This is a genomic window from Streptomyces sp. 150FB (assembly GCF_000818195.1).
Taxonomy (GTDB): domain Bacteria; phylum Actinomycetota; class Actinomycetes; order Streptomycetales; family Streptomycetaceae; genus Streptomyces.
In genome coordinates this window covers 1,280,504-1,286,196 of the sequence record NZ_JTHL01000001.1, presented here as the reverse complement: position 1 = coordinate 1,286,196, position 5,693 = coordinate 1,280,504, and the positions used below count along the sequence as shown (strand labels likewise).

Sequence of the window (5,693 nt, the reverse complement as noted above, 5' to 3'; positions counted from 1 at the left end):
CGCGCCCGCGCGCCGAAGCGCGGGCGCGGGGCCGACGCCTCAGGCCCTCGGACCCGGAGTGGCGACGTCCTGGGTACCGAGCTGGCCCGCGGACTTCCGGGCGCCCGTCCGCAGCACACCGGCGCCGACCACGAGACCGAAGGCGAGCAGCGTCACCAGGCCGAAGGACACCATCAGCGAGGTGGCGTCGGCGATCCCGCCGATCGCCGACGGCGCGATCAGTCCCGAGGTGTACGTGATGGTGGCGACGCCGGCGATGGCCTGGCTGGCGTTCGGCCCGCTGCGCCCGGCGGCGGCGAAGGCGAGCGGCACGACGACGGCCACACCGAGCCCGAGGAACGCGAAGCCGACCATGGCGAGCACCGGATTCGGGGCGAAGACCACGAGCACCCCGCCCAGGGCGGCGAGCCCGCCGCCCGCCCGTACGGTCCGCACCGAGCCGAACCGGTCGACCACCTTGTCCCCGGCGAGCCGGGTGACGGCCATGGTCAGGGTGAAGGCGGTGGTCGAAGCGGCGGCGACACCGGCCGATGTGTCGAGGATGTCCCTGAGGTAGACCGCCGACCAGTCGAGGCTGGCGCCCTCGGCGAAAACCGCGCAGAACCCGACCATGCCGATGAGCAGCGCGGCCTTCGGCGGCAGCGCGAAGCGCGGCGGCGGCTCGGCGTCGGGTGCGCTGCGTACGTCGAGCACGCCGCGGCAGGCGATCAGGCCGAGGACTGTCAGGACGGCGGCGGCCAGCGCGTGGTGCAGCCGCGCGTCGCTGCCGAGGTGCGCGGCCAGCGCCCCGGAGGCGGAACCGAGCAGCGCGCCCACGCTCCACATGCCGTGCAGGCCCGACATGATCGATTTGCCGAGGCCGTTCTCGATCTCCACGCCGATGGCGTTCATCGCCACGTCCGACATGCCGGCGGTCGCGCCGTACACGAACAGGGCCGCGCACAGCGTGACGAGATTCGGCGCCAGCGAGGGAAGTACGAGCGAGAGGGTCCACAGGGAGAGCAGCACGCGCAGCGCGGCGCGTCCGCCCAGACGGTGGGCGAACGTGCCCGCCAGCGGCATCGCGACGACGGAGCCGATCGCGGGGAAGGCGAGCGCGAGACCGAGCTGGCCGGCGCTCGCACCCGTGTGCTCCTGGATCCAGGGGACCCGGGTGGCGAAGCTGCCGGTGACCGCGCCGTGCACACAGAAGACGGCGGCCACGGCGAACCTCGCCCGCCCGAGCCGCCGCTTCTCCAGGTCCACTTCAGTCGACATGTCGTCCCGTCCCCCTGAGAGTTCTTCGCTGCCCGCCTGGTCTTCCGTGGCGCTGGAGTAAATTATCAGGAACCCTGCCTGATAAATAGTGCATTAATAAGCCCCGGTGCCCGCAGGGGCGGCCGTGCGGGAGAAACCCGCGGTGCGAACAGCGCGAACAGCGCGATCTGGAAGGATTCCCGGCATGGCCGCATCCCCGAGCACAGCCCGGGCCATCAACGACCGCCTCGCCCTCCAACTGCTCCAACGCGAAGGGCCCCTGACGGCAGGACAGCTCAAGGTCCTCACCGGCCTCTCCCGGCCCACCGTCGCCGACCTGGTCGAACGCCTCACCGAGGCCGGTCTGATCAGGGTGGTCGGCGAGACGGGCGACCGGCGCCGCGGACCCAACGCCCGGGTGTACGGGATCGTCGCCGACCTCGCACACCTCGCGGCTCTCGACGTACGGACCCACAGCGTCTCCGTCCTGGTCGCCGACCTGGTGGGCAGCACACTCGCCGAGGCGGTCCTGCCCATCGGCAGCGACACGGCGACCGAGGCCGCCGTCGAACAGGCGGCGGCCCTGCTGGAGCGCACGGCCCGCGAGGCGGGGGCGGTACGGCTGCACAGCGTCGGCATCGGCGCGCCGGGCCTCGTCGACCCGGTCAGCGGCGAACTGCGCGACACCACGGGACTGCCCGCCTGGCACCGCAGACTCGTCGGGGCCCTGCACGAACGCCTGCCCGCCACCGTGCTGGTCGAGAACGAGACCAACCTCGCCGCCCTCGCCGAACAGCGCCTCGGCGCCGCCCGGGGACAGGACACCTTCGTGCTGCTCTGGCTCGGCCACGGCGTGGGCGCGGCGATCGTCCTCGACGGCAAGGTGCGCAGGGGCAACTCCGGCGGCGCGGGCGAGATCAGTTGGCTGCCGGTGCCCGGCACCGTCGGGCTCCCGACGGCGACCGGCTGCGAGGGCGGCTTCCACAGCCTCGCCGGCTCCGTCGCGATCTGCGAACTCGCCGAGCGGTACGGGCTGAGCGCGGCGCCCGAGCCGCAGGAACCGCCCGCCGCCGCGTATGTGCGCGCCGCGCCGGCCTCGGGGGCCGCCGGGGAAGCCTTCCTCGACGCGCTCGCCGAACGGCTCGCCATCGGCGCCCTCGCCGTCAGCGCCGTTCTCGACCCCGGCCGGATCGTCCTCGCGGGCGAGATCGGACACGCGGGCGGCAAGGCCCTCGCCGTCCGCGTCGAGGACCGGCTGGCCGCCATGTCCCCGCTGAGCACCGAGGTCAGAGCCTGCGCGCTGGGCGGCGCGGCCGTACTGCGCGGGGCGCTGCTCACCGCGCGCGACGCCGCCCAGGAGGAACTGTTCGCGCCGGGCGGGTGACAATCTGTGAGCCACCCCACATTTGGTCACTCGCATGGCCGACGGACGGACGTGGCAGACTGGTGGGCGTACCAGAAGCAGCGCACTCCGGGGTCGGTGTAATTCCGAACCGGCGGTTATAGTCCGCGACCCGTCCGCATCCAGCGGGCGGTTGACCAGGTGAGATTCCTGGACCGACGGTGAAAGTCCGGATGGGAGGCAGTGCGCGGCGGGCCATTCATGGGTACGCCGCCGTCCGGCGGGTCGTCTCGACACGATCCCGCTCTCCGGCCTCGGCGTCCCGCGTGTGTCCTGTTTCTCTGTCGTCATCGACAGGCCCCGGAGTCCGTGCCCCAAGAGGCAGGAGATTCCGGTGGCCACCCCCGCCGACACCGACGCCATGCGCCGAGCGGTCACGCTCGCCGCCCGCGCTCTCGGCGCCACGAGCCCCAACCCCGTCGTCGGCTGTGTGATCCACGACGCTTCAGGGCGGCCCGTGGGAGAGGGATTCCACCAGCGCGCCGGCGGCCCGCACGCCGAGATCCACGCACTGCGCGCGGCGGGGCCCGCGGCCAGGGGCGGCACCGCGTACGTCACGCTCGAACCCTGCAACCACACCGGCCGCACCGGCCCCTGCGCCCAGGCGCTCATCGAGGCGGGCGTCGCCAGGGTCGTGTACGCGGTCGCCGACCCGGGCCCCGAGGCCGGCGGCGGCGCCGAAACCCTGCGCGCCGCCGGGGTCACGGTCGAGCGGGGACTCCTCGCCGCCGAGGCCGAGGAGGGGAACGCCGCCTGGCTCACCTCCGTACGGCTCGGACGCCCCCATGTCCTGTGGAAGTACGCGGCGACACTCGACGGCCGGATCGCGGCGTCCGACGCCACCAGCCGCTGGATCACCTCCGCCGAGGCCCGCGCCGACGTCCACCGGCTGCGCGCCGAGGCCGACGCGGTCGTCGTCGGCGCCGGCACCGCACGCGCCGACGACCCGCACCTCGCCGTACGCGGCGTGGAAGGCGCCGTCCAGCCCCTGCGGGTCGTCGTCGACACCGAGGCCACCGCCGTGAAACCGGGCGCCCGCGTCCTCGACGGAGCGGCGCCCACCCTGATCGCCGTCGCCGGCGACGTCACCACCAGGCACCTCGTCGACGCCGGCCACTCCGGGAACCTCGTACGGCTGCCCCGCGCCGCCCGGGGCCTCGACATCCCCGCGCTGCTGGCCGCACTCCACGAGCGCGGTGTGCGCTCCGTACTCCTCGAAGGCGGCCCGACCCTGGCCGGCTCCTTCGTCGCCGCCGGATGTGTCGACAAAGTCGTCGGCTACCTCGCCCCCGTTCTGCTCGGCGCAGGACCCGCCGCCCTCTCCGACGCAGGAATCTCCACGATCGCGGACGCGTTGCGGCTCCACGTGAACGAAGTCGTCGCGATCGGCACCGACCTGCGGATCACCGCCACCCCCGTCCCAGCCACGAAGGAGCACTGAGTGTTCACCGGAATCGTCGAAGAACTGGGTGAGGTCACCGCCGTCGAGAACCTCGGCGACGCCTCCCGCTTCAGGCTGCGCGGCCCCGTCGTCACCGACGGCGCCCGGCACGGCGACTCGATCGCCGTCAACGGTGTCTGTCTCACCGTTGTCGACCTGAGCGAGGGCGAGTTCACCGCCGACGTGATGGCGGAGACCCTCAACCGCTCCAGCCTCGGTGCGCTGGCGACCGGCTCCCGGGTCAACCTGGAGCGGCCCACCGCCGTCGGTGCCAGGCTCGGCGGACACATCGTCCAGGGCCATGTGGACGGTACGGGCACCATCGCCGGGCGGGAGGTCTCCGACAACTGGGAGATCGTCAGGATCTCGCTCCCCGCCGGACTTTCCCGCTATGTCGTGGAGAAGGGATCGATCACCGTCGACGGCGTCAGCCTCACCGTGGTCGAGGCCGGACCCGACTTCTTCACCATCAGCCTCATCCCCACCACTCTCGCGCTGACCACGCTCGGCATCAAGGAGACCGGCGACCCGGTCAACCTGGAGGTCGACATCATCGCGAAGTACGTCGAGCGGCTGCTCGGCGCCGACAACGGCGGCGACACCGCGGCTGTGGCCGGAGCCGGAGCCGTGGCCGGAGCGGATACCGACACCGGGGGGCGCGCCCGGTGAACACCTTGTCCTGGCTGAACAGCGAGGCCTTCACGGCCTTCGGTCAGCACATCCTCTGGTCCGACATGACCGGCAACACCATCGGCCTGATCGCGCTCGCGCTCGGCTGGCAGCGCTCGATCTGGACCTGGCCCGCCCAGTTCCTCTCCGGCGTCATCCTGGTCGCCGCCTACTCCTCCGCCCACCTCAGCGGCGGCATCGGCAAGCAGCTCCTCGTCATCGGCGTCGCCCTGTGGGGCTGGCGGGCCTGGCAGCGCGGCAGGCAGCACGCCCAGGACGGCTCCATCGCGATCCGCTTCGCCACCTGGCGCGAGCGGTGGCTGCTCATCGGCGGCACGGCCCTCGGCACGCTCGCCGTCGGCGGCCTCTTCGCCGCCGTACCGGCACTGTCCTGGAACCCGTGGCCCGACGCGTACATCTTCGTCGGCACGCTCGCCGCGATGGTCGCGCAGGCGCGCGGCCTCGTCGAGTTCTGGTTCGCCTGGCTCCTCGTCGACCTCGTCGGCGTACCGCTGGCCTTCACGAGCGGACTCGCCTTCTCCGGCTTCGTCTACATCATCTACCTCGCCCTCGTCCTGTGGGGAATGCGCGACTGGTGGCTGCGCTCCCGCCGCGCCGGCGCCCCGGCTCTGGAAGGAGCAGCAGCATGACAGCACTGCCCACGTGGTACTCCACGGACAACGCCGAGGACTTCGCCCTCGACCCGGTCGAACGCGCCATCCTCGACATCGCGGCGGGACGCCCCGTCGTCGTCGTCGACGACGAGGACCGCGAGAACGAGGGCGACCTCGTCATCGCCGCCGAGAAGGCCACCCCCGAGATCGTCGCCTTCATGATGAGCGAGTGCCGGGGGCTGATCTGCGCCCCCATGGAAGGCGCGGACCTCGACCGGCTTGCCCTGCCGCAGATGGTCGACCACAACACGGAATCGATGAGCACCGCGTT

The 5,693-nt window shown here is 72.5% G+C and carries 6 protein-coding genes and 1 riboswitch; of the genes, 5 read left to right on the top strand and 1 reads right to left on the bottom strand.

Going from position 1 to position 5,693, the window contains the following annotated elements:
- Positions 1-39: 39 nt before the first annotated feature.
- Entirely contained in the window at positions 40-1,257 is a 1,218-nt protein-coding gene (locus tag QR77_RS05045) for an MFS transporter (protein WP_040019869.1), read from the bottom strand.
- A gap of 184 nt (positions 1,258-1,441) precedes the next feature.
- Between QR77_RS05045 and QR77_RS05040 the strand changes: the two genes are divergently transcribed.
- From QR77_RS05040 to QR77_RS44890, 5 genes are all read left to right on the top strand, one after another.
- Positions 1,442-2,620: an ROK family transcriptional regulator gene (locus QR77_RS05040; protein WP_040019868.1), complete on the top strand. Its 1,179-nt coding sequence runs from the start codon at positions 1,442-1,444 to the stop codon at positions 2,618-2,620.
- Between the two features lie 78 nt (positions 2,621-2,698).
- A riboswitch (FMN riboswitch) is annotated at positions 2,699-2,829 on the top strand.
- 143 nt (positions 2,830-2,972) lie between these two features.
- Positions 2,973-4,079: a bifunctional diaminohydroxyphosphoribosylaminopyrimidine deaminase/5-amino-6-(5-phosphoribosylamino)uracil reductase RibD gene (ribD, locus tag QR77_RS05035; RefSeq protein WP_040019867.1), complete on the top strand. Its 1,107-nt coding sequence runs from the start codon at positions 2,973-2,975 to the stop codon at positions 4,077-4,079.
- Positions 4,080-4,748 carry a riboflavin synthase gene (locus tag QR77_RS05030; RefSeq protein ID WP_052488550.1) on the top strand — a complete coding sequence of 223 codons (669 nt, stop codon included), beginning with the start codon at positions 4,080-4,082 and terminating at the stop codon, positions 4,746-4,748.
- The gene (locus QR77_RS05025; RefSeq protein ID WP_040019866.1) at positions 4,745-5,398 is read left to right on the top strand and encodes a nicotinamide mononucleotide transporter family protein; all 654 of its coding nucleotides are present in this window, start codon (positions 4,745-4,747) and stop codon (positions 5,396-5,398) included. Before QR77_RS05030 ends, QR77_RS05025 begins: the two co-directional genes overlap by 4 nt.
- Positions 5,395-5,693, top strand: a 299-nt coding sequence (locus QR77_RS44890) for a 3,4-dihydroxy-2-butanone-4-phosphate synthase (RefSeq protein ID WP_040019865.1), incomplete at its 3' end; no start/stop codon positions are given. The genes QR77_RS05025 and QR77_RS44890, both read left to right, overlap by 4 nt.